This window comes from Sorangium sp. So ce1014 (genome assembly GCF_051521505.1).
In the GTDB taxonomy this organism is placed as follows: Bacteria; Myxococcota_A; Polyangia; order Polyangiales; family Polyangiaceae; genus Sorangium.
Genome location: NZ_CP150356.1, coordinates 10181666 through 10204222 on the forward strand (window position 1 = coordinate 10181666; position 22557 = coordinate 10204222).

The 22557-nt window shown below is 70.5% G+C and carries 18 protein-coding genes and 2 pseudogenes; 7 read left to right on the forward strand and 13 right to left on the reverse strand.

Annotated elements, in window-relative coordinates; all coding sequences use genetic code 11:
- Nucleotides 1-136: 136 nt before the first annotated feature.
- The 4 genes and pseudogenes from WME75_RS38630 to WME75_RS38645 all read right to left on the reverse strand — a co-directional run bounded on the left by WME75_RS38630 (nucleotide 137) and on the right by WME75_RS38645 (nucleotide 3164).
- Nucleotides 137-346, reverse strand: coding sequence for a hypothetical protein (locus WME75_RS38630; protein WP_437495100.1), 210 nt, complete (start codon nucleotides 344-346; stop codon nucleotides 137-139).
- A 147-nt stretch (nucleotides 347-493) separates the two neighbouring features.
- Nucleotides 494-1024 (reverse strand): annotated as a pseudogene (locus WME75_RS38635) (transposase); the annotation flags it as partial.
- Nucleotides 967-1341 (reverse strand): annotated as a pseudogene (locus tag WME75_RS38640) (transposase); the annotation flags it as partial. The pseudogenes WME75_RS38640 and WME75_RS38635, both read right to left, overlap by 58 nt.
- Entirely contained in the window at nucleotides 1317-3164 is a 1848-nt protein-coding gene (locus WME75_RS38645; RefSeq protein ID WP_437481607.1) for a protein kinase domain-containing protein, read from the reverse strand. The pseudogene WME75_RS38640 and the gene WME75_RS38645, both read right to left, overlap by 25 nt.
- Before the next feature lie 454 nt (nucleotides 3165-3618).
- On the opposite strand from WME75_RS38645, the gene WME75_RS38650 reads away from it, so the two are divergent.
- A complete protein-coding gene (locus WME75_RS38650; RefSeq protein WP_437481608.1) occupies nucleotides 3619-4482 on the forward strand; it encodes a DUF4328 domain-containing protein in 864 nt (287 codons plus the stop codon).
- Nucleotides 4483-4536: 54 nt separating this feature from the next.
- Here WME75_RS38650 and WME75_RS38655 read toward each other — a convergent pair whose 3' ends face one another.
- The 3 genes from WME75_RS38655 to WME75_RS38665 form a co-directional block, all read right to left on the reverse strand.
- Nucleotides 4537-5121 carry a hypothetical protein gene (locus tag WME75_RS38655; protein WP_437481609.1) on the reverse strand — a complete coding sequence of 195 codons (585 nt, stop codon included), beginning with the start codon at nucleotides 5119-5121 and terminating at the stop codon, nucleotides 4537-4539.
- A 204-nt stretch (nucleotides 5122-5325) separates the two neighbouring features.
- Nucleotides 5326-5583: a hypothetical protein gene (locus WME75_RS38660; RefSeq protein ID WP_437481610.1), complete on the reverse strand. Its 258-nt coding sequence runs from the start codon at nucleotides 5581-5583 to the stop codon at nucleotides 5326-5328.
- Between the two features lie 34 nt (nucleotides 5584-5617).
- The gene (locus WME75_RS38665; protein ID WP_437481611.1) at nucleotides 5618-5785 is read right to left on the reverse strand and encodes a hypothetical protein; all 168 of its coding nucleotides are present in this window, start codon (nucleotides 5783-5785) and stop codon (nucleotides 5618-5620) included.
- Nucleotides 5786-6246: 461 nt separating this feature from the next.
- On the opposite strand from WME75_RS38665, the gene WME75_RS38670 reads away from it, so the two are divergent.
- Nucleotides 6247-8004, forward strand: a complete 1758-nt coding sequence (locus WME75_RS38670; RefSeq protein WP_437481612.1) for a DUF4041 domain-containing protein — start codon at nucleotides 6247-6249, stop codon at nucleotides 8002-8004.
- Between the two features lie 55 nt (nucleotides 8005-8059).
- Here the strand turns inward: WME75_RS38670 and WME75_RS38675 are convergent, their stop codons facing one another.
- Complete coding sequence (locus tag WME75_RS38675; protein WP_437481613.1) at nucleotides 8060-8905, reverse strand: AraC family transcriptional regulator; 846 nt, start codon at nucleotides 8903-8905, stop codon at nucleotides 8060-8062.
- A gap of 276 nt (nucleotides 8906-9181) precedes the next feature.
- Between WME75_RS38675 and WME75_RS38680 the strand changes: the two genes are divergently transcribed.
- Entirely contained in the window at nucleotides 9182-9880 is a 699-nt protein-coding gene (locus tag WME75_RS38680) for an O-methyltransferase (protein WP_437481614.1), read from the forward strand.
- A 97-nt stretch (nucleotides 9881-9977) separates the two neighbouring features.
- Here WME75_RS38680 and WME75_RS38685 read toward each other — a convergent pair whose 3' ends face one another.
- A complete protein-coding gene (locus tag WME75_RS38685; RefSeq protein ID WP_437481615.1) occupies nucleotides 9978-10532 on the reverse strand; it encodes a hypothetical protein in 555 nt (184 codons plus the stop codon).
- A gap of 296 nt (nucleotides 10533-10828) precedes the next feature.
- Here WME75_RS38685 and ada point away from each other — a divergent pair, with 296 nt between their 5' ends.
- The 3 genes from ada to WME75_RS38700 all read left to right on the forward strand — a co-directional run bounded on the left by ada (nucleotide 10829) and on the right by WME75_RS38700 (nucleotide 13627).
- A complete protein-coding gene (ada, locus tag WME75_RS38690; protein WP_437495013.1) occupies nucleotides 10829-11902 on the forward strand; it encodes a bifunctional DNA-binding transcriptional regulator/O6-methylguanine-DNA methyltransferase Ada in 1074 nt (357 codons plus the stop codon).
- On the forward strand, nucleotides 11899-12639 hold the full coding sequence (locus WME75_RS38695; RefSeq protein ID WP_437481616.1) for a 2OG-Fe(II) oxygenase: 741 nt from the start codon (nucleotides 11899-11901) through the stop codon (nucleotides 12637-12639). Before ada ends, WME75_RS38695 begins: the two co-directional genes overlap by 4 nt.
- 148 nt (nucleotides 12640-12787) lie before the next feature.
- Complete coding sequence (locus WME75_RS38700) at nucleotides 12788-13627, forward strand: hypothetical protein (RefSeq protein WP_437481617.1); 840 nt, start codon at nucleotides 12788-12790, stop codon at nucleotides 13625-13627.
- 36 nt (nucleotides 13628-13663) lie between these two features.
- Here the strand turns inward: WME75_RS38700 and WME75_RS38705 are convergent, their stop codons facing one another.
- From WME75_RS38705 to ypfJ, 3 genes are all read right to left on the reverse strand, one after another.
- Nucleotides 13664-14251 carry a Uma2 family endonuclease gene (locus tag WME75_RS38705; protein ID WP_437481618.1) on the reverse strand — a complete coding sequence of 196 codons (588 nt, stop codon included), beginning with the start codon at nucleotides 14249-14251 and terminating at the stop codon, nucleotides 13664-13666.
- A 211-nt stretch (nucleotides 14252-14462) separates the two neighbouring features.
- Nucleotides 14463-19100 carry a capsule biosynthesis protein CapB gene (locus WME75_RS38710; RefSeq protein ID WP_437481619.1) on the reverse strand — a complete coding sequence of 1546 codons (4638 nt, stop codon included), beginning with the start codon at nucleotides 19098-19100 and terminating at the stop codon, nucleotides 14463-14465.
- Between the two features lie 335 nt (nucleotides 19101-19435).
- Nucleotides 19436-20272 carry a KPN_02809 family neutral zinc metallopeptidase gene (gene ypfJ / locus WME75_RS38715; protein WP_437481620.1) on the reverse strand — a complete coding sequence of 279 codons (837 nt, stop codon included), beginning with the start codon at nucleotides 20270-20272 and terminating at the stop codon, nucleotides 19436-19438.
- Nucleotides 20273-20699: 427 nt separating this feature from the next.
- Here ypfJ and WME75_RS38720 point away from each other — a divergent pair, with 427 nt between their 5' ends.
- Entirely contained in the window at nucleotides 20700-21281 is a 582-nt protein-coding gene (locus WME75_RS38720; RefSeq protein WP_437481621.1) for a peroxiredoxin, read from the forward strand.
- Nucleotides 21282-21409: 128 nt separating this feature from the next.
- On the opposite strand, the gene WME75_RS38725 is transcribed toward WME75_RS38720, so the two are convergent.
- On the reverse strand, nucleotides 21410-22423 hold the full coding sequence (locus WME75_RS38725) for an ADYC domain-containing protein (protein WP_437481622.1): 1014 nt from the start codon (nucleotides 22421-22423) through the stop codon (nucleotides 21410-21412).
- Nucleotides 22424-22557 lie beyond the last annotated feature (134 nt).

Sequence of the window (22557 nt, forward strand, 5' to 3'; positions counted from 1 at the left end):
GGCTCGGTCCTGGGTCGAAAGAGCGTGGTCCGGGCGGCGCCGAGCGCGCTAGGGGCGCATCGGCGTGCCGTGGGCACACGTGTCCGGCCGGGCGTTGGTCTGGCCCGGGAGGCGCGTCGCGAGACGCTATGCGGCGTCACCGGGCGCCTTGCGGCGCAGAACGGTGCTCTTCCAGTACGGCGGCCGCCGCGTGGAAGCTGGGAGAGCGTGCTGGAACATCGGTCGGCTCGCCGAGCGCGGAGAGGAAGCGGGCGATGTTCCTTGGCTCGGTCACCATGGCGACGAGCTTCATCCGCCCCTTGCAAGCTGGGCACTCGATGACGTCGATCGCAAATGTGCGGCGCAAGAGCTCGGCGCGGTTTGTCGACCGCCCGATAGCCGCCACGCTTGCGTTTCGAAGCGGCGTCTTCGTCCGCCTTCGTAGGCTCTTCTGGCTTCGCAGGGCGCGGTCCGATGCGCTTGCGCGCCAACGTGGGCGACTTGCCGAGGCGAGCACGCCAGCGTACTTGACGGTGTGAAAGCGCGGCGGCGGGACGCTGGCCGTGAGGCGGCACAGGAGCGAGAGCGGATCCATGTCCACCGCGACAGTCCCGTCAGCGAAGGCGCGCCTCCGCGACAGCCGCACCAGGCCGTCCTGCTGCGGCTCGACGCGCTCCTTTGCGATCGGGGGTCGCAGCACGTAACGCAGCAGCGCCTCCCTTGCCGCGGCATGGTGCGCACCGGCGCGCGTCGCTGCGTGCAAGGTGAAGCCATCGAGCGCAGCGCACAGCGGCTTGTCGTACGCGAGCGCGCTCGGAGAAGACGGCGACAGCCCGCGGAGCCATTGCGGGGCGACGACGTGTGGCGCGGCTCTCGTCCGGAGACGGCGGAGGCGCAGAGCGCTGCCTCGGGCTCGCCGTCCTCCTCGACGTCGTGCTGGATCTCGAGATGCCCGTGCCGCCGAAGGGTTCGGAGCATCCGCCCGACGGCGTGCTCTAGGACCTGACCGACCGCGCGAGTTGGAAGATGACCGAGTTCGTTCCACACGAGCTCGGTGCCGTCTTCGTGATAAGCCCCGTCGAGGAAGACCACGTGCAGATGCGGATTGAGCCGCATGTCGCCGGACGTGCGTTGCACGGCGGTCACCGCGCCGCTCTTGACCGCGCCGCACGCGCCTCGGCGCGCGGCGCGTTTTTCGTAGAACCGCTCCACGCTCTCGACGAAGAGGCGGGTCAGCACGCCGAACAACGCCCCGTCCTGGGCGAGCCTGCGCCGCCACGGAAACGGAAACGTCAACACCCACGGACGGTGCGCCACCTCGGGCAGGATGTCCTCGATCAGGTTCGCCGCCGTGGAACACATGCGTCGGCCCAGACACGGAGCCGCGCATCGATCCGCGCGGCCTGGAGCAGCACGCTGTCCTCGACCGGAAAGGGCGCGCCCACGACTTCGCCCAGAAACTCCGCGACGCGCCGCCGCTCGCTCGGCGCGATCCACGTGGCCACCTGCGCCGATAGCCTCTCGCGCCGGACCTCCAGCGGCTCACCCTCGCGGATCCCGCATGCGCTCCGCAATGCCTGCCCCAGCATGCCCAGGGGCGACCCCGCCCGTAGCGCGTCGCCGCGCGCCGTCCAGATCGACACCGCCTCGCCGCGCCCCCTGAGCTCCTGCACGAGCTCGTGCGCCAGACGCGACTTGCCCACGCCCGGCGGCGCCACGACCAGCGCCACCTGCGCCGTGCCCTCGTCCACCGTCTCGGTGAACAGCGCCCGCAGCGCGCCAAGCTCGCGCTCGCGGCCCACGCACGGTGTGGCCTTGCCGAGGAGCAACCGCGCGCCCTCGGCGAGCGCCCGCTCGCCACGCAACGCGAAGCCCCCGTCTTCTTCGCGCACGTCGAAGCGCGCGTCCAGGAGCCCCGCGACCACCTCGTCGATCACCACGGCGCCCTCCGGCGCAGCATCGCACGTCGCAGTATCCAGTAGCCGCGCCACCCGGTCGATCGCCGGCCCAAAGGACCGCGCACCGCGCTCACCGCGTCCCATGGCCAGCGCCACGCGGCGCCCTCCGGCACGCGCCCGCAGCGAGAGCGCGCACCGCGCCGCCCGCGCGCAGAGATCGGTCGCCATGCCCGCCCCCTCCAGCAGCACCACCACCGATCCGTCGACCAGGCGCTCGCTCATGCCGCCGTGCAGCTCGGCCTGGCGCAATATCGTCGCGTCGTCAGGGGCCATCGCCAGGGTCGAACCACCATCGGACTGTTTCATCTCGCCATTCGCACCCGAGCTCACCAGGATCACCGCCACCGCGCGCTGCTCGCCGCCTGTCAACGACGGGGCCTGGATCGCTAGTCCAGACTGCGTCGCGGGCAACGCCTCGAGCGCACGCAGCGCCGTCACCGCTGCCTGGCCATCGCTCGGCCGCTCTACTCGTTCCTTGGACAGCATCCTTCGCAAGAACTCGTCGAGCCGCTCCGGCACCTCGGGCCGGACGCTCCGCGCCGTCCGAGCGCCCTCGAAGAGCACCTTCGTGAGGATTGCCGCGGCGTGCTGACCGCCGAATACAGGCTCGCCCGTCAGGCACTCGAAGAGCACACAGCCAAGGGAGAACACGTCCGCGCGCGCATCGATGCTCGCCTCGCCGCGCACCTGCTCGGGCGCCATGTACCCCGGCGTGCCGATCAGCATCCCCGAGCGAGTCATCCGCGTCGCGTGCCCGAGCCGCGCAATACCGAAGTCGAGCAGCTTCACCGCCTCCAGGCGCCCACCTGGCAAGAACAGGTTGCTCGGCTTCAGGTCGCGGTGGATCACCCCCTGCGCGTGTGCGTACGCAAGCACCTCCGCGACGCGGAGGACGAGGGCCACGCTCTCGTGAATGCCGAGCGGACCGCGCGCGAGGCGTGCCTCGAGATCCTCACCGTCGAGCCACTCCATAACCAGGTACGGAGCGCCATCGGCGCTCGCTCCGTGCGCCACGTACCGCACCACGTCTGGATGCGAGAGACTCGCAAGGACCCGCGCCTCACGCGTGAACCGGGCGGCACCGTCGGGATCATCGCCGGGCAGGACCTTGATCGCCACGGCCTCGCCCGTCGTTCGATCGAGCGCCTTCCACACCTCACCCATCCCGCCAGCGCCGGCGCGGCGCTCGAGGACGTAGCATCCCGCGAAGACGGTCTCCGGTCGCACCGGGCGATTATCCCTGCACCGGGCCGAGTTTGTAAAGCCAGGTTAAACCCCGCAGGGTGTGAAGTGAAGGCGTCGCCTTAGATGTATGGATAAACTACTGATATAGCGTCGCTTTCCCAGGGGGCAGTCGGATCGCACAGAAAAAGTGTGTTCTGTCAGCCCGGGGGGCAGGTCGCACAGTTGGGGCATGACGTTCCCTGAACGTTGGAATTCCTTCTCCCTCGCTCGTGGGGTTCGCGCCGCCGGAGGCCTCCCCGCCGCTCGCTGCACCGCTGCTACGGCTCGTGGCACCGCCGCTACCGAGCGCTCCACAGGCGCTTGATCCGTCCGTGCCGCCGTTGCCGCACGATGGCGAGCTGACGGGGCGCCGCCCGGCGGTTGCCCCGTTGAGGGGCAGAGCGAGCGCCTCGAGGCGCACGTTTCCCACGAGTGTTCCTCTGCCACGTCGCTTGCGATGCGGCGCGTTATCCTGATAACCTCGGTCGTTGTGAGGGGCTGGGCCGAAGCTCGGGAGGCGTGGAGCCGCGACGTCCGCGTCGTGCGCCGGCGCGCTCGGGCGGCGATTGCCGGGCTGGTCGCGATGGGGGCGGTGGCGGCGTTCACGGCGCTGGTCGGGGCCTGGCACATTGTGCTGCTCGGCTGGACGGAGGTCTCGGCGTCGACGTGGCAGCTTGCCAGTGCGTTCCGTGAAGCCGGGGGTTTGCTCGAGCTGGGGCTCGGGCTCCTCGCGGGTGCGTTGTTCCTGTGCTGGCTCGCGAGGGCGGTCGCGTTGGCTTTCGTGCTGGATCCCGTGCGGGGTTTTCACTGGACCCCGGCCGAGTCGGTTCTGGTATTCTTCATTCCCGTCGTGAACCTTGTGCAGCCGTACAGGGTGCTGCGTGATCTCCACGACGGACTCGCTACGGCGGGCGTGCCCGAGCCCGCGCCGCGCCCTCTCCTGGACGGCGCGGGGGGTTATCGGCGCGTCGAGATGGCGCACGCCCCGCGGGCGGGCGCGGTGCACCATGCCGCGCTCGGCGCGTGGTGGGGGCTCTATGTCACGAGCCGCGGCTTCGGGTGGCTGGCCTCTGTCATGCCGGATCTGACCGTGGCGGAGTTCATCCGGTCCAGGGTTGCGTTCATCGCGTCCGACGTGGCGTCGATCGCGGCGGCGTGGCTCGCGGTGCGCATGGTCCGCGCGATCGACAGCCGGGTCGCGGAGCGCCATCGAAGGTTGGCGCACGCTTCCGACGAGGAGCTAGACCGCCTCCTCGTGGAGCGAGATCTCCAGCTGCGCCAGGACCTCGCGAAGATCACCGACTTCGACGATCCCGCGTAGGACCCACCCCTACCGCCGTTTCAGAGCGAGAGCTCGGCGCGGGTCCACATGGAGCTAGACGGCATCGTGTTGTGTTCTCGATCTATACCGCGACACGGCGGCGTCCACTCCTGATTGCGAGCTGCTCAGGACAGGGATTTCGAGGTGGCGGACCAGCTCGGCTGCGGGGGCCATCGACGCCTGAGCCAGCAGCACGAGATCGCCCGGGAGCGCTGTCGCCTCGATGGTCCTGGCGATCTCGCCAGCATAGCCAGGATAGTCACCCGCCTCGAAGAGCCGCCATGCTCGCCCGCACAGGACTTCGGCGACATCGATCGAGCGACTCGCGTCAGAGGCTGTCTGGCGCAGCAACGCCACGGTGGGCTGGAATGTGCTCCGGAGCGCGGCCAGCACGAGGATCCGGCGGCCGCTCGCGACGGCTTGCTCTGCCATGGGGCGATCGATCCGCATCACGACACAGTCCGAGACGGGGACCGCCTCCGCCACGCCGCCGAGGGTCGAGCAGGTGCACACGACGACCTTCGCGCCGTCGCTCGCGAGCGCCTGAACGACCGTGGCAGTCGCCGAACGGATGCCCTCCGTGATCGCGCCGGCCTCCAGCGCGTCCGCGAGGAGGCTCTCCTGAACCTCGTGCCGCACCGGGATCGTGTCGTCTACGCTCCGAACAAGACGGCTGAAGGTCTCGACGTGGACGCGGGCAGTATGAAGAAATGCAATCATGTTCCTCGGTGTACGGAAAATTCAGTGTTAGCTCGCCCAGCTGCTCGCGGGTGTGCTGCGGAGCGCCTCACCTCGTGAAGTCCGTCCCATTACTCCCTCGAAATCGACCGCCGTCCGGCCATCTCAGACCCCCTCCGACCGCGCGTCATCTTCATACTCTGAGAGGATACTGTCGTTGACGTGCCCGAGGTGCGGTAACTTCCCAATCTCCTCGACACTCCCGTACGAGAGGAATGTGCACCGCTCCTGCAACGATTTTCCTTCAATAAGCGAGAAGACGGGACGCCGAATCTCGTCGAAGACCTTCCGGCGGCGATCTTCAGGACCGACGATGTGAAGCCGGATGTCCATGTTCGGCTGCAGGGCGAGAAGGTCGGCCATCCGGAGTATTCCTGAGTAGATGGCCGTTGTGTGCTCAACTTCGAATGCTCGGGCCATCGACCACGGCCCTCTTGGCGTTATCAGCCCCCAGCCCCTCCGCGAACCAGTGCTTGATCGTGCCGGTGCTCACGCCGGCGGCGCGCGCCAGCTCGACGGCGCTGTAGCCGCGCAGGGCGACGGGGGGCGCATGGACCAGGGGCATCGAGACATCCTAGTCAACGAACAGGACAAAAGTCGACAAAATCTAGATATTCGACCCTGGATTCTAGTTACATGCAGGCTCCATCCAGAATATTTCCGCTGGAATCTGGCTAATCTAAAGCCACATCTAGAGATTGAACTCAAAAATCTATGTAAGTGGACCCTGGAACAAGAAAAATCGCTCGAGAATCAAGCGAATCGGGCCGCTCCGAATCGTGCCCGCTTGATGCGCACGGTCGAGCTGCGGGTGTTCGCGAGCGAGCGCCACCGCGATGTGGTGTGCGCTGGCGTAGGGTCCAGTGCGCGCGGACGCGATGTCAGGCGATCCTGTGGCGATGAGTGCCGAGAGATGTTTGCGCCGTCGGCAGGCGCGCACCAAACATCGAATTTGAGGTGGGACGCGCTACGCGGTGATCAAGTACTCTGGAGGCGCGGCACCCAGCTGGCCGCAGGGGGAGCATCGTGGAGCTCGTTCTCATCATCTTCGTCATAATTGCGCTCACGGCTGCAGCGTTCCTCGCGTCCAAAGCGCACAAGACCAGCGGCTCGCTGCGGCAAGTAGAGAACTCGCTGCGGCAAGCGGAGGGCTCGCTCCAACAGGTGAGAGGCGAGCTCACCCTGGCGCTCGGCACGAATGGAGATCTCAGCCGGCGCATGGCGGGCCTGCAGGAGCAGCTTCAGCGCCTGAGCCGCTACCAGACGATCGTCGATGTCGAGGCGGCCGCGGCCGCCATGCGAACGCAGACCGAGGTGTGGGCAGCGGAGCTACGGGCGCACGCGCAGGTAGCCGCGGCCGAGCTCGCTGCCAGCGCCCGGCGGGAAGCGGATCGCGTCGTCGCCGACGCGCGCGCCGAGCACGCGCAGGCGCAAGCCGCGGCCGACGCCCTAAAGAGGCAGGCCGCAGCGGAGGCGCAGGCCGCCCAGGCTGCGGCGCGCGCTTCCGTGCAAGCGACGCTCGCGCAGGCCGCCGCGGATGCGGCGCGGGTCGTCGACAACGCAAACCGACGCGCCGAGGAGATCGCCGGCGCAGCGCTCACCGCGCAGCGGGAAGCGACGCGCCTCGAGCAGACCGCACACGCGATGAAGAACGTGATCGAGGGCTACGGCGACCGCTATGTGCTGCCGACTACGGGGCTTCTGGACGAGCTCGCCGAGGAGTTCGGATTCACCGAGGCAGGACAGCGCCTCAAAGCCGCTCGTGGCAAGTGCCGGGACATGATCAGCCTCGGTACCGCAGCGACATGCGACTACGTGGAGGCGAACCGACGCACCACGGCGATCACCTTCGTGCTCGACGCGTTCAACGGCAAGGTCGACACGATCCTCGCTGACGTTCGGCACGACAATTTCGGGACATTACAGCAAAAAATTCGAGATTCGTTCCTGCTCGTGAACCAGAACGGACGCGCTTTTCGTGACGCGCGTATCCTGCCCGAGTACCTCGACGCGCGGCTCGAGGAGCTCCGGTGGGCGGTGATCGCGCAGGAGCTGAAGTTGAAGGAGCGCGAGGAGCAGCGGCAGATCAAGGAGCGTATTCGCGAGGAAGAGCGAGCTCAGCGCGAATTTGAGAAAGCAAGGAAGGACGCGGAGAAGGAGGAGGAGGCGCTCCGGAAGGCGATGGAAAAAGCTCGCCGAGACGTGGAGAAATCGAACGACGACGAGCGCGCCAAGTACGAGCAGAAGCTCCTTGAGCTCTCCGAGCGGCTCCGCGTGGCGGAGGAGAAGAACCAGCGCGCCCTCTCGATGGCGCAGCAGACCAAGACCGGGCACGTATACATCATCTCGAACGTCGGGTCGTTCGGAGAGCACGTCTACAAGATCGGTATGACACGGCGGCTCGAGCCTCTGGACCGTGTCCGGGAGCTCGGCGATGCGAGCGTGCCATTCGAGTTTGACGTGCACGCGATGATCCCAAGCGTCGATGCTCCGGCGCTCGAGCGCGCGCTCCACCAGCGCTTCGTGCGGAACCAGGTGAACAAGGTGAACCCCCGCAAGGAGTTCTTCCGTGCTCCGCTCCACGAAATCCGTCAGGAGATTGAGGGGATGGCTGTGGAGGTGACGTGGACGTTGAGCGCCGAAGCGAGGGAATTCCGAGAGACGCAGGCCGTCGAGCGCGCGATGGCGAGCAAGACATTCAATGAAACCGCCTGGCTGGAGGCGCAAGCGAAGGCCGAAGCCGCATCCGCCTTCGAGCGCGATCTCGCCGAAGCGACCGTCTGACCTCGTCGCTCAACGGAGCCTCGGCCAAGCAGTCGGCGCCCTTCCGTCGATGAAGTCAAGCTGGCGCGGCCAAGCGGCTCGCCATGTACCGCGCGGGCGACATTCCAAGAGCTTTGCGAAACATGGTCACGAAGCTGCTCGCGCTCTCGTAGCCGAGGTCCAGCGCCACGCTTTGCACGGTCGCGCCGCGGGAGAGCTTCTGGATGGCGAGGATGATGTGGAGCTGCTGGCGCCAGCGGCCGAAGCTCAAGCCCGTCTCCTCGACCAGGAGACGGTTCAAGGTGCGCTCGCCGACGCCGATTCGCTGCGCCCACGTCTTCGTCGTCGCGCGGTTCGCCGGATCGGCGGTCATCGCGTCCACCAGACGACGGAGCCGCGGATCGGTCGGCATCGGCAGGCGATGCTTCTCGATCGAGACCGTCGCGAGCTCGTCGAGGAGCACGCTCACCAAACGCGCGTCCGGTCCTTCGAGATCGTAGAGCGCGGGGCGAGTCGCCAGGCGACGCAAGAGCTCGCGGAAGAGCGGCGTCACCGACACCGCGCAGCAGTCCGGCGGGAGGTTCGGCGCCGCGCCGGGCTCGACGAAGACGCTGTAGCCCTCGAGCGGCGCGCGCGCGCGGATCCGATGCGTCACCGACGCGGGGATCCACAGCGCCGATTGCGGCGGCACGATCCAGAGAGCGCTCGACCCTTCGCAGATCAGCTCTCCGCGCACCAGGTACACGAGCTGCGATTCACGGTGCGCGTGAGGCTCGCTCTCGAGCCCGCCGCTCGCCATACCGAGCCCGACCGCGTTCGCCGGTCGCGCGACCGCGGTCTTCCAGCGCCCGCGCGCCTCGAGCACGAAACGGCTCGCGAGCGACTCGAGCGACGCCACCGCGCCACGGGGCTCGTTCGCCACCTGGACGTCTCCGCGAATCGTCCAGCCCGTCGGATGCGCAACCCGTGCCGCCCTCGAATCCCGCCGCTTCGCTGCCATGGCCGTTTTGATAAACATTTTGTCTTGATTGCGCAATGCGGTCAACCGCACCGGTCGCTATGTTGTTCACAGGTCACCAACATCGCCTACTGGGCCCCAGGGCGAAAGGGATTCTCCGGTGTTCAGCGCTAGCGGCAATGCCAGTAAGAAGGGTGAGCGAATGCTCCGAGAAGTTGTGTCCTTGACCCGAGGCCGACCATGAAGTCCGATCCCTTCGCTGTCCTGCCCGACGGGCGGGTGCGCGCCGTGCTGCGGCGCCTCCACGACGAGGCCGATCGGCAGGTGCCGGGCGTCCTCCTCCACTTCCTGCCGCAGCTGCCGCGGATGCTCCTCGGCCGCCGCGTCGACACCCCGGGCGCGGAGCTCGACTTCACCGACAAGTACCTCGCGCTCGGGCGCGACCAGGGCGCCTTCTGCTACCTGACGGCGCGGGCGCTCGGTGCCAGGACGATCGTCGAGTTCGGCACGTCCTTTGGCGTCTCGACGCTGTGGCTGGCGGCGGCGGTGCGCGACAACGGCGGCGGCCGCGTCATCGGCACCGAGCTCGTGCCGGAGAAGGCGCGGCGCGCGCAGGCGAACCTGGAGGAGGCGGGGCTCGCGTCCTTCGCCGAGATCCGCGTGGGTGACGCGACGGAGACGCTGCGGGCGGACCTCGGCGAGGTGGACTTCATGCTCAACGATGGGTTTCCCCTGCGGGCCCTCGACGTGCTGAAGCTCGTCGCCCCGGCCCTGCGTCCGGGCGCCGTGGTGGTGACCGACAACGTCGGCGTCTTCAAGGCCGATTACCGCGACTACGTCGCCTACGTGCGCGATCCGCGCCACGGTTTCGCGTCAATGACGGTGCCCTTCCGCTCGGGCACCGAGTACTCGGTCCGGCAGCCGGCGCGCCCGGGCTGACCACCGCAGGCGAGGGCGGGGCCTGGACGCGGAGGGCCCACAGGGGGCCTTTAGCGCCAGGGAAAGGGCGCTAAAGGCCACACCGAACACGTGCTCTTCAGCACGCCGTGCCGCAGACAAGGCGCCCGTCTGGGCACGTCGCGCCGGGCGTGCCGTCCGCGCCGCAGCTCACGTTGCATTGCGCTGCCTCGACGCACGTCACGACACAGTCCGCGTCGCACTTGAGGTCGCAGGTACTCCCGCCCTCACAGCGGATCGAGGCGCCCGAGCCCAGGTTGAGCTTGCACACGGCCTGGTCCCGGCAGGCCGCTGTGGACCCGTCGCCGGCCTTCAGATCGCAGCTCGACGCCTGCGTGCACGTGATCACGCTCCCGTCTCCGCCGCTGCCCTTGCACTCGCTCGTGTCGATACACTCAAGCGTGAGCGCGTCCTCGCTGCTGCCGTGGCACCTGGCGTTCGCCGAACAGTCGAGCGAGCACGCCGTCGCGCCGCAATCGGTCTTGCAATCGGCGCCCGCCACGCACTCACAGTCGGCCCCGCTGCACGCACATCCTGCGCCTGTACATGGCAGACCCTCTGTCTCGCCGCCGTCGCTACCACATCCGGATGCCATGAGCATCGCGAGCGCCATCCACCAGATCTGGGTCTTCATCGTCGTCTCCTCCGAGCGTGGGGTGCTCGCAGGTTAAACGCAGACGGCGGGCGATGCAGCCCGACAACGGCCCGCCGTGCTCGCTCAAGAGGAGCGTCGGCCGTCGGGCGCCGCTGCTGACGCCGCGCGGGCGCGAGATCCTGGGCGAGCCCGGCGGCTGGCCGGGTCCGCCAGGGCGAGCTCCGACACCTCGCCGGCGTCGGCGAATTCGAGAGCAAGACCCGGAGTGCGGCGATTTCGGCGCGGGTTAAGCTCGCCTCGTGACCCGCAAGAAGCGCCGGAAGGAGGCAGACGACATGTCGGGAAAGGCCCATGGGCTCGCCGTCGTGGTGGAGGGCGACCCTCGCTGGACAGCCGTGATCGCCCGCGACGCGAGCGCCGATGGCAAGTTCTTCTACTCGGTCAAGACGACGGGCGTGTACTGCCGCCCGTCGTGCGGCGCCCGCCCCGCGAGGCCCGAGAACGTCGGCTTTCATCCGACCGCGGCCGCCGCCGAGCGGGCGGGCTTCCGGCCGTGCCTGCGCTGCAAGCCGGACCAGCCCCCCCTGGCCGAGCGCCAGGCGGCCCAGGTGGCCGAGCTGTGCCGGCTCATCGAGAGCAGCGAGGAGGTGCCGAGCCTCGAGGAGCTGGCGCGCCACGCGGGATGGAGCGTCTTCCACACGCATCGTGTCTTCAAGGCCGTGACGGGGGTGACGCCGAAGGCGTACGCGGCGGCGCACCGCGCCCGGCGGGTGAGGGCCGAGCTCGGCAAGGACAGCACCGTGACCGAGGCGATCTACGCGGCCGGGTACGGCTCGGGCGGGCGCTTCTACGAGCAGTCGAACCAGGTGCTGGGCATGACGCCCACGAGGTACCGCGCCGGAGGGGCGCAGATGGAGATCCGGTTTGCGATCGGGGAGTGCTCTCTCGGCTCCATCCTGGTGGCCGCCACCGCGCAAGGCGTGTGCGCCATCCTGCTCGGCGACGACCCGGAGGCGCTGGCGCACGATCTCGAGCGCCGGTTCCCTCGGGCCGACCTGATCGGCGCCGATGCGGGGTTCGAGCAGCTCGTCGCGACGGTTGTGGGCCTCGTGGAGAGCCCGCGCGCCTCGGTCGAGCTGCCGCTCGACGTCCGCGGCACGGCGTTCCAGCAGCGCGTCTGGCAGGCGTTGCGGGACATCCCCGCCGGTACGACCTCGAGCTATGCGGAGATCGTCGGCGCCATCGGCGCGCCGAGGGCGGTCAGGGCCGTGGCCCAGGCCTGCGCGGCCAACGCGCTGGCGGTGGCGATCCCGTGCCATCGTGTGGTGCGGAACGACGGCGGGCTGTCGGGCTATCGCTGGGGTGTCGAGCGCAAGCGCGCGCTGCTCGACCGGGAGGCGGGCGCTTGAACGCGTGTTGCGACGCCGTCCCCATCGCGAGCCGCGTGGACGAGCGGGTGGCGGCGGTGGACTGGGCGCGCGTGTCCCAGGACCTCGACGCGCTCGGCTGCGCGGTGGTCGAGGGCTTGCTCACCCGCGCCGAGTGCGGCGACCTGGCCGCGCTGTACGCGCGCGACGAGCTCTTTCGCAGCCGGGTGGTGATGGCGCGGCACGGCTTCGGGCGCGGGGAGTACAAGTACTTCGCGCACCCGCTGCCCGCGCTGGTCGCCTCGCTGCGGACCCGCATCTACCCGCGCCTCGTGCCCGTCGCCAACCGCTGGAGCGCGGCGATGGGCCTGGAGGTCCAGTATCCGGAGGAGCACGCGCGGTTCGTCGAGCGCTGCCACGCCGCAGGCCAGGTCCAGCCGACACCGCTCCTGCTGCAGTATGGCGAGGACGACTACAACTGCCTGCATCAGGACCTCTACGGCGAGCACGTCTTTCCGCTGCAGGTCGCGATCCTTCTCTCCGAGCCCGAGCGCGACTTCGCGGGCGGCGAGCTCGTGATGACGGAGCAGCGCCCGCGCATGCAGTCTCGACCGATGGTGGTGCCGCTGCGCCAGGGCGACGCGGCGGTCTTCGCCGTCCGTCATCGACCCGTGCAGGGCACGCGGGGGGTGTACCGGGTCAACATGCGACACGGTGTCAGCCGCGTGCGCTCGGGCCATCGTCACACGTTGGGTGTCATCTTTCACGACGCCACGTGAGGATGCGCGAGGAGAGCGCGGACGAGCCTATCGTGCGGCGAGCTCGTTGCTGTAGCCCGCCGGTCACCTCGTTGCTGTAGCCTGCGATGGCTGGTGTCCGGTCGGCTCTCGCTGAGCCGGCGGGACAGGCGGGAGTCATCGAGGAGATATGGGCAAAAATTGGATGGTGGTGGGGGTTTGCGCGTGCGCCTTGCTCGTCGCTTGCGGCGGCGATGACACAGGCGGGAGCGGCGGCGCCGGCGGGAGCGGCGGCGCCGGCGGGAGCGGCGGCGCCGGCGGGAGCGGCGGCGCCGGCGGGAGTGGCGGCGCCGGCGGGAGCGGCGGCGCCGGCGGGAGCGGCGGCGCCGGCGGTGAAACGCGCCTTGTCGAGCTGTACCAGGCGGCCGTCGCCGACGCGGAGATCGCCGAGGAGAGCGAGCGCGTGGACACGTTGACGGCGATCGACGACGAGAACGCGGAGCTCCTCCGCGACGCCGACGATCGTGTGCTGATGGTCACCTGGACGTCGTACGCGGGCTATGACGAGCTCGTGGGCGAGGAGACCGAGCTCGCCGTCGAGGTCTGGACCACGGCGGCGGCCGCGCTTCAGACGTTCTGCCGCGCGAGCGGCCTCGAAGAAACGGAGCTCTCGTTGCGGCTGGAGCAGCTGCTCGGCCTGCCACCGGGCAACGGCAAGGACCGCGTCGTGGCGCTCTGGGCACCGGCCGAGTCGATGTTCCGCCCGACCCCGGACCTGGAGATCGACGACTCGACCGCCGATCTCGACTTCCCGGCCGGCACGCCGCAAGAACACGTGGACTGGTTCAACGCCCTGAAGGCGACGTCCTACGGCGAGAATGGGTATCCGTGGACGCGCCTCGGCTACACGTACGACTGGAGCCCAGAGGGCCAGAAGGTCGGCCTGAGCGAGTTCGTGATCAGGAAGGGCACGACCGTCGTCGTGGAGTCGGTCACCCCGCAGGACGAGTACTGCCGTCCAGCGCAATGACGCGCGCCGCGCCCGGAGCGCCCCGAGGAGAGCCGCTCAGTCGACCGCGGAGGGCGCGAGCGGCACCTTGCGGTAGAGGCGATCCACGTCGATGACGACGCCGACCGACTCGAGCTCGAGGTGCAGCCCGGGGCCCAGGATCGCGAGCAGCCACCGGCCGTCCGGCTGCCGCTGGAAATGCTCGACGCGCACCTCCTTCTGGGAGACGAGCACATACTCCAGGATCGAGGGGACGCTCCGGTACTGCGCGAACTTGTCCCCACGATCGTAGGCCTCCGACGAATCGGAGAGCACCTCGACGATCACGCTCGGATTGATGAGCGTGTCGAGCTCCGCATCCTCGAACACGGGATCGCCGCAGACGACGGAGGCGTCGGGGTACACGTAACGCCCCGTGGACGTGATCTTGACGCGCAGGTCGGAGGTGTGGACCTCGCAGGCGCGATCGAGCAGCGCATTGCCGAGCTCGCGCTGGATGTTCCCGGCGAGCAGGCTGTGCGCCCGGGTGCAGCCCGCCATCGCGAAGATCTCGCCGTTCGCGTACTCGTGCTTCTGCTCGGAGGCCCGCTCGAACGCGAGGTACTCCGCGGGCGAGAGCCCGGTGCGCCTGGCAGCGTGTCCCATGGCGGACAGCGTACGGCATCCGCCCGCTGGAGGCGAGGCGCCCGCCCCTTCCCCCCAGGAGAGGTCCGACGCGGCACGCCGCCGACCTCCTCCCGGCGCCCGCCCCTGCCCGCGCCGGCGCCGCCTGCTCTGCCGGCTCCTCTTCCCAAGCCGCCCCTCCAGCGGCAGCAGCGCTCTCCTCCCCGCCCGTCCCCGCCCGCCTGCGCCCGCGTCACCCCTGCTCCGTCGTCGGCGCCCCCGGCGGCGCGGCGGTCTCGGCCTGCTTCGGCTTCTTCCGCCGGCTCTCCAGCCACGCCCGGCGCTTCTCGACCCACTTGGCGAGGTCCTTCGCCAGCCAGCCGCCCTTCTGCCGCCCCACGATCTCCCGCAGCAGCAGGGCGGCCTGGCCGTGGCCGATGCGCATCGCGAACAGGTCATCCATCACGATCTTCGCCCACCGCGTGCGGCGCACCGAGTCCATATGATCGACGAACTGCTCTATCCGGAGCAGCACCTTCGTCCCGACCCCCGTCTTGCCCGTCACCACGAGCGCCGCCGTCTTCTCCTTGTCGAGCGCCTCGAGCCTGCGGATCGCCCCGTCGATCAGGTTCGCGTGCTCCGCCCACCCGGCGCCGCCCTGCTCCTTGGCCGCGCGCACCGCCGCGAGCGCCTCGCGGAGATCGATCAGGCCGAAATCCGAGTACGACAGGAAGAACGTCAGCACCTCGCGCCGCGCCGACGCGTTGCTCTGCAGCCGCTCGATCGCGGTCCGCACCCGGTCCATCGAGAGCCACCGGTAAACGAAGTCGAGCCCGGTCCCCTTGATGTTCTGCGATCCCATCAGCCGCGCGTCGAACCCCGGCGGGATCTCGCGCGTGATGAAGTCGATCACCTTGTCCCCCTTGGCGTCGGCGTTCCACAGGACGGCGATGCGGTCGAGGGACAGCTCGCGAAGCGCCGCCCGGAACGCCTGGTTGGCCTCGGCGTCCGCGCCCCGCGACAGCGCCGCCTCCACCTCCGCGCGCGCCTTGTCGCGCCGGGCCAGCCGCCGCGACAGCCGCGCGGCGTGGTGGACGATGTCCGGGCGGATGTCGTCCTCGCCCGCAGGCGGCGCGTGCGCCTCCAGGGCCCTCTTCACCGCCGCCTCGATGGCCTCGGGCTCCCCCTTCTTCCCCGCCACCTCGGGGCCGCCCACGATCGCCGCCGCCGCCGCCTCGTCGAGCGTCGGCAGCGCGCGCAGCATCCGGGTGAGATCGTCCTCGAACGCGCCCGCGCGCGCCGGGATGCCCACCTTCTTCATCTGCTCGTCGAAGCGCTCGAGCGCGCGCTCCTTGCCCCCGTCGCCCGTGATCACCACCTCGCGCAGCCGCGCGTCGAGCCCCTCCGTGATGAACTGCATCATCCCGCCGAGGTTCGAGTTGATCAGCACCACGTGATCGACCCCGATGTCCTCCACGACGATCTGCGCGAACACGCGCGACCGCGCGACCCGGTCCGCGCGGTTGTTCACCACCATCACCGTCGCCTTGCCCGGCGTGGCGTCCATGTCGTGCTTGTCGAACGCGAGCCGCGTCCAGTTCGACATGAACCCGGCGCGCTCGTTCGCGCTCATCCCGTTCGAGAACGTCAGCTTCCGCCCCCGGTACTGCACCGTCGGGTACGTCTTCAGGACGCCGAGATCGAGGATCACGTGATCCGCGATCTCGACCAGCGCAAACTCGCGATCGACCCCGAAGTGATCCGCCAGCGCCAGCACCAGCGCGACGTTGCGCGGGTGCTCCTGGTACGGGAGCCGGTCGAGGAGGTCGACAGGCAAGAGATCCGCGTCGATCGGCGGGATCGCGACGAGGTTCGTCCCCTTGCGCTGCGCCTGGTCCTTGAGCAGCGGGAGCATCTGCTCCTCCGTCGTGAACGACAGCCCGTCCGTCGGCATGAAGCGCGCGATCACCCGGGCGACGTCCTCGCCCCCGGGGCCCTGGATGTCCTCGTGATCCGGGTAGGCGTTCGTCAGCGTCGTGATCTCGTCGCGCATCCACTCGGAGCAGAGCGTGTCCACGAAGAGCGGCTGGAGCGCCATGCACTCCCACAGGAACACCTGCGCGCGGAGGTTCCTCCCGGCGGCGAGGATGTTCCGCTGCTCCCAGATCGTCGCCTTGTCGTAGGGGCGATAGATGAAGATCTCCTGCGCCGGCAGGTCGCGCATGGCGTGGATGAACATCGCCTCGCAGCCGGTCGTCTTCACGACGACGTCGTACCGGAGCGCGTGGAACAGCGCGGCCTTGAGCCGCTCCGAGCCGCTCTTGCCGCGCGTGCCCCAGCCGCCGATCGAGAGCGGGATGCCCCGGCGCGCGCGCTCGATCTGCGTCATGATCCACGCGGCCCGCAGGACCATGTACGCGAGGACGAGGAACACGACCCACGCGAGCTGCGTGGGGACGTTGCCCGCGGGCGAGACGAGGTACGAGAAGAAGCTGTCGATCCAGACAGGCACCGACGGGCCGACGAGCCAGTCGCGTCCGATCTGGAACGCCGAGGGCAGCGCGACGGAGAGGTACTTGCCCGGCAGGTGCGGCTCGATGGCGTACGGGCGGCCGTCGACCTCGCCGCCGGTGTCGCCGAGCGCGACCGTGAAGCCGAGCTCGCCCGTCATCAGGGTGAACTTCTTCTGCTCGGCCGGCTCCTGCGCCACGAGCGCGCGCATGCGGGCCTGCGCGTAGCGGTCGTAGCGCAGCGTGAGCAGCGCGCGGGCGCGCAGCCGGTGCGCGAGCTTGGCCGGCGCGCGCACCGTGACCGTCCCGCGCGCCGTGACGAGGCGGATCTCGCGCTGGGTCAGGCTGGCGGCGGCGAGCAGGTCGTCGATGCGGGGGACGAACGGCCCCCAGCCGCCGACGGGCGGGTAGACGTGGCGCTCGCCCGGCACGCGCGTGGGCGTGACCTCCGACATGCCGACCGGCGGCGCGACGAGCTCGCCCGCGAACAGGCGGCCGCTCGAGTGGATCCACCCCTTGCGCTTGTCCGGCATCGGGGTGCGCATCTCGTGGAGGAGCCGCCAGAGGCGGAAGCCGCGCGGCTCGCCGCGCGTGAGCACGTACCGGCCCCGGCCCCTGCGCCGGAGCGTGTAGGTCATGTCGCCGCGCGACGCGACCACGAGCGCGCGCTCGATGTCCCGGGGCTCGGCGTCGGCCGGGATCTCGACCGGCGCGCTCTCGCCCTCCAGGAGCTCCGAGGCGACGGCGACGAGCGCCTGCCGGATGTCCTCGGCCACCGGACGGCTCTCGACCTCGAGCAGCCGCAGCGCCGCGGCCGCCTCGTCGGAGAGGTCCGGCGAGATCGCCGGGCGGCTCGCGAACTCGGCGAGCAGGTCGACGAACGTCGGCGGCGGCAGCGGGGCGTAAGGCCCGGCGCAGAGCGTGCGGACGGCCTCGAGGGCCGCGCGGGACACGAGCGGCGGGCCGGGCTTCGCGAGGGCGAAGCGGACGGTGCGCTCGGCGTACGGGGCGGCGTCCGCGTGGTCGGTCGCGGAGCGCGAGAGCTCCCGCATGGCGTAGCCGCGGACGCGAGGCGACCCGTCGCCCTCGGCGACCTCGGCGAGCGCCGTGAGGGCCTCGGGGCCGCCGAGCGCGAGGAGCTGGCGCACGAGCTCCTGGCGGACGTGCTCGCTCGGGTCGTCGCGGGCGAGGAGCACGATCGCGAGCGGGTCCGCGCTCGCGTGCGCCGCGCGGGCGGGCGGCGCGCTCACGGCGGGCTCGGCGCTGAGCCGGGGCGCCGAGTCGGGCGCGGGCGCATCGGGCGCATCGGCGCTGTCGGGGCCGTCGAGGGCGCCCCCGGGGGCGGCGGCCTCCGGCGCGACGCTCGGCCTGCTGCCGCGGCCGGCCTGCGCGCCGTTCCAGCGGCGCGGGTCCTCGGCTGCGCCGGCGCGGCGCGCCGGGCTCGCCGCGCGCGCGTCGCCGAGCGGGATCACCGGGGCGGACGGGCGCGCGGCCGCGCCGAGGAGGCGCAGGGCGTTGCGGCGGAGGATGGGGCCGTCCTTGTCCGCCGGGTCGCGGGTGCGGATGCGATCGGCGAGCAGCGAGAACGCCTCGTCGGGGAAGAGGAGGACGCCGATCTCGAGGGCGGCGATCTGCACCCAGCGGGACGCGCCCACGCCGCGCGCCCACGCGAGCACCGAGCGGGCGGCGTCGAGCCCGAGGTGGCCGAGCCGCTCGCGCGCCGGGATGCGGTGCAGGAGGGCGACGGCCGCGAGCAAGGCGGACCGGCGGACGGGCGCCGGGCGGCTCGGCTCGGCGTGCGCGACGGCGAGCCGGAGGACGCCGCCGTCGCGCACGACGTGCAGCGCGTCGGGCGGGTCGAGGTGCTGCGCGAGGTGGGTGAGCGCGTGGTAGGCGACCTCGATCTCGTCGAGGCGGTCGGCGATGGCCGTGGCGAAGCGCTCCTGGGCCGCCTCGAGGTCGAGGTTGCGGGCGAGCGCCGAGAGGTCGCCGGTCTGCTCGACGCGCGCGGTGGCCCAGCCGAGCAGGGAGGCGGCGCCGCCCCTCTTGCGCTCGCGCGCCCAGACGCGGAGCTGCCGGGCAAGGAGCTCGCGCCGCTCGGCCGGGGTGGCGGCCGACTGGTAGGCGAGCACGAGCGCGGACTCGGCGCTGCGCAGCCGGTCGACCTCGGCGGCCGCGCCGTCGGCGCACCGGGCGAGCGCGGCGAGCAGCGCCGGCCGCGGGTGCTCCTCGTCGCCCAGGTCGGCCGTGACGCGCGCGACGACCGCGGCGATGGCGCGCGGGCGCAGGCGGACCTCGATCTGCGGGAGGCTGTCCTCGATGACCTCCGCGAGCGAGCGCGGCGCGGCGGTCCAGGAGTCGGTCGCCTCGCGCAGGCTCACGGCGTCCCCTCGCGAGCACGATCGCGGAGAGTGCGGCCTTGCGGCGGGAAGCGCGGGACACCGTGCGGCGAGACCATCGGCGGGCGAGCAGGGTACACCGTCGCGCGGAGCTGTCGCGAGCCGCTCTTCATGCGGTCCGGGCTCTCCCGGTCGGACGAGGAAGCGCGAGCTCAGCAGGCCGACTTCGCGGTTGTCTCGAACACACCGCCACAGGACGGAGGCCGTCCGGCGCACGCGGCGCCCTGGGCGGGCTCAGCGGCTGTCGTCTGTTATGCGGCGCCGTTCAGCGCCGGCGGACGCGGGGGATCGGGCCGCCTCGGGCGCGCGCCGCGCTCTCAGGGCGCGCCTGCTGCGAACGTATCGCAGTCCTCGACGCGGCCGCCCTGCATGCCGCGCTTGAACCAGGCGACCCGCTGCGCCGACGAGCCGTGCGTCCACGTCTCCGGGTTGACCCTGCCGGTCGCGCTCTTCTGCAGCCGGTCGTCGCCGATCGCGGACGCGGCCTGGAGGGCCTCCTCGACGTCGCCCGTCTCGAGCAGGTCGCGCTTCGCCGTGGAGTGGGCCCACACGCCGGCGAAGCAGTCCGCCTGGAGCTCCATGAGCACGGAGAGCGCGTTCCGCTCGCCGGGACGCGCGGCTTGCTGCTGGCGCATGCGGCGCTCGATCCCGAGCACGTTCTGCACGTGATGGCCGATCTCGTGGGCGAGCACGTAGGCCTGGGCGAAGTCGCCGGGCGCGCCGAACCGCGCCTTGAGCTCGCGGTAGAAGCCGAGATCGATGTACGCCGTCCGGTCGGCCGGGCAGTAGAACGGCCCCATGGCCGACTCGCCGACGCCGCAGCCCGACCTCACGGAGTCGGTGAACACCGTCAGCTGCGGCGCCGGATAGGTCTGCCCCGTCCGGCTGAACACCTGCTTCCACACGGCCTCGGTGTCATCGAGGACGAACGAGACGAAGTCGACGAGCCGCTCCTCCTCGGGCGAGCTCGCGCGCTCGTTCCCCGCGCCGGGGAGCGAGACGCCCTGGCCGAGCCCCGAGGAGAGGAGGTCTTTCCCGAAGACGAGCGAGAGCACGAGCAGGATCACCGTCCCGCCGACGCCGAGCTTCGCTCCGCCGGAGACGCCGCGGAGATCTCGGAGGTTTGCACTGCGTTTCCCGGGTGTCCAGCGCATGGCAGCCGCAGATATAGCGTGGGCTGCGCATCGGGCGCCACCTTAGCTTTCGGTCAGGACGTTTTTGCATTGCTCGTTCGGACGTGGGGCCGGCGTGTCCGGCGTCCTTGGCGGCTTGGCGGCTTGGCGGCTTGGCGGCTTGGCGGCTTGGCGTACGTTGCGCGGCTCGCAGTCTTCTCGTCCGATCGTCCGAGCACCGCTCTGGCGTGATGTTCGAATCGAGCCGCCGGACGCCCGAAAGGGAGATTGACTCACGGTGTCTTCAGGCATCCTGACGGCGGGTCTCCTCGAGTCACGCGCGCTCTCGCCAGCGTCCCTGGACCGCCCGCAAACGTCAGCATGGCTCTGTCCGCCTCAGCCGCAGAGCGCGCCGTCGTCCGATGCTCGCTTGCCGTCCGTGGAGGCCGGTGGGACCATGCGCCTCATCATGACGAGCAGAACGCACCTCGCCTCCCTCCTCGGCGTCGCGCTCGCGGCGCTGGCCCTCGCCGCCGGCTGCAACGAGCCTTCCAGCGCGCCCGGCGGGGCCGCCGAGAAGCCCTCGCAGGCGGGCGCCTCCGCCCAGCCCGCCGCGCTCAAGCCGGGCGACGCCGCGCCCGACGTGACCTTCACGCTGCACGACGGCAGAGAGGTGAAGCTCTCGAGCCTGCAGGGCAAGCAGGTGCTCGTCTACTTTTATCCCAAGGACGACACGCCGGGCTGCACCGTCCAGGCCCAGGGCCTGCGCGACGGCTGGGCCGATCTCCAGGCCGCCGGGCTGGAGGTCTATGGCGTCTCGACCCAGGACGCGCAGAGCCACCAGGCCTTCATCCAGAAATACGAGCTCCCGTTCCCGCTCGTCGTTGACGAAGGCGGCGCGGTCTCCAGCGCATTCCGCGTGCCGCTGCGCAATGAGTTCGCCTCGCGCCAGTCCTTCCTCATCGACAAGGACGGCAAGATCAAGCAGGTCTGGCTCGAGGTGGATCCCAAGGAGCACGCCGCGGCGATCCTCTCCGCAGCGAGGAGCTGAGCGCCTCCACCACGCGAGAACACCGATCGCGTGGACTGAGCGAGAAATGAACCGCCAGGGCGTCAAGCCGGGCGCGACCGTGCCCGCGCGACCGTGCCCGCGCGTCCGGCCCTGCGCAGCGGCGCACCCTACAGCGGGCTCACGTTCATCGTGAACGACGCGTTCCGCAGGATGCGCCGCGCGGCGAGCGGCGTCGTGAAGCCGCTCGCCGTGTGGAACGTCGAGGAGCTCCCGCCGCAGCTCGGGTCGCTCCCGGCCCACCGCTCCGGGCAATGCGCCATGACGTAGTCGTGGTCCGGGTTGCTGCCGCCGAGGCCCCGCCACCGCGTGTGCCGGATGCAGGCGGCGCCGTCCACCGTCCACTCGGCCTCGAGGCTCATGCCAGAGCCCGCGGTCTGGGTCTGGATGCCGAGCGCATCCCAGACGTCGATCGCCGTCCCGGGCTGCGTGTGCGGCGCGCCGTCGCCGCAGTAGTCCGCGCGCACCATGCGGATGCACGCCTGGTGGAAGTAGGAGAGATCCCTGCTCGCGCAGGTCTTCCCGTCGCACTCCGCCCTGGTTGCCCAGTCCCTGTAGCCCCACTCGGCGCACTTCGCGATCACCGCGCCCTGGCAGGCGAACGTGAACGAGCTCCCGTCATCCGAGAAGGCGCCGGTCACCGGATCCCAGGTCCCGTTCACCGGGATCGCCCCGAGGCCCTCGCCGCAGACGTTCGCCCAGATCCCGGGGGCGGCGAGGTACTTCACCGTGTAGTACGTGAGCCCGTTGCGCTGGGCGATGCCCGTGATGCGAACAGCCAGCGTCGACCCATCGCCAAGGATCGCCTCGGCCTCCGCGCCGAGGAAATCGATCCCGTCGACGGGCGCGCCGTCGCTCTCGCGCGTCCCGATCAGCGTCGTCGCGTTCAGCGAGACGCCGTTGAAGCGGACCCCGTTGAAGCGAACCCCGTTGAAGCGGACCCCGTTGAGCTGGGTGCCGTTCAGGTACGTGCCGTTGAAGGTGAGATCGTTGAGCGCCCGCAGAGCGAGCGCGCTCTCCGCTGGCTCCTCCTCGTCACCGCCGCCGTCGACCTCCGCGACGCACCCGACGCCCACGGAGATGAGCCCGACCATCGCCCCTGCCAGGAACCCTCGCTGAAACATGATCGCCTCCAAGGCTGACGCTGAAGCCATGACGCCCGCGCATCGACGATCTCCCTCCCGGCTGTCGGGCTCCGGTCGCGCGAGTCACGCGGCCTGAGGCGGCGCTGCCCGGGCGCCGCAGATCCTCGTCACCC